The organism is Pseudomonas mandelii, assembly GCF_024138395.1.
Lineage (GTDB): Bacteria > Pseudomonadota > Gammaproteobacteria > Pseudomonadales > Pseudomonadaceae > Aquipseudomonas > Aquipseudomonas mandelii_E.
The window spans coordinates 1-202 of record NZ_JAMYDU010000080.1 but is presented as its reverse complement, the minus strand read 5'-3'; the positions used below and the strand labels follow the sequence as shown (position 1 = coordinate 202).

Genomic DNA, 202 nt, shown 5'->3' with positions numbered 1-202 from the left:
GCAGCGGACGGGACTCGAACCCGCGACCCCCGGCGTGACAGGCCGGTATTCTAACCGACTGAACTACCGCTGCGCGTCGGTGGAGGCTTTTAAAAGCTTCCATCTTGCTTTCGCAAGACTCTCGGAAGTGGTGGGTGATGACGGGATCGAACCGCCGACATTCTGCTTGTAAGGCAGACGCTCTCCCAGCTGAGCTAATCAC

Annotated in this window: 1 tRNA gene; it reads right to left on the bottom strand. The window is 58.9% G+C overall.

The features are described 5' to 3' along the window. Positions 1-73 (bottom strand) — tRNA-Asp (locus NHU87_RS28395). Positions 74-202 lie beyond the last annotated feature (129 nt).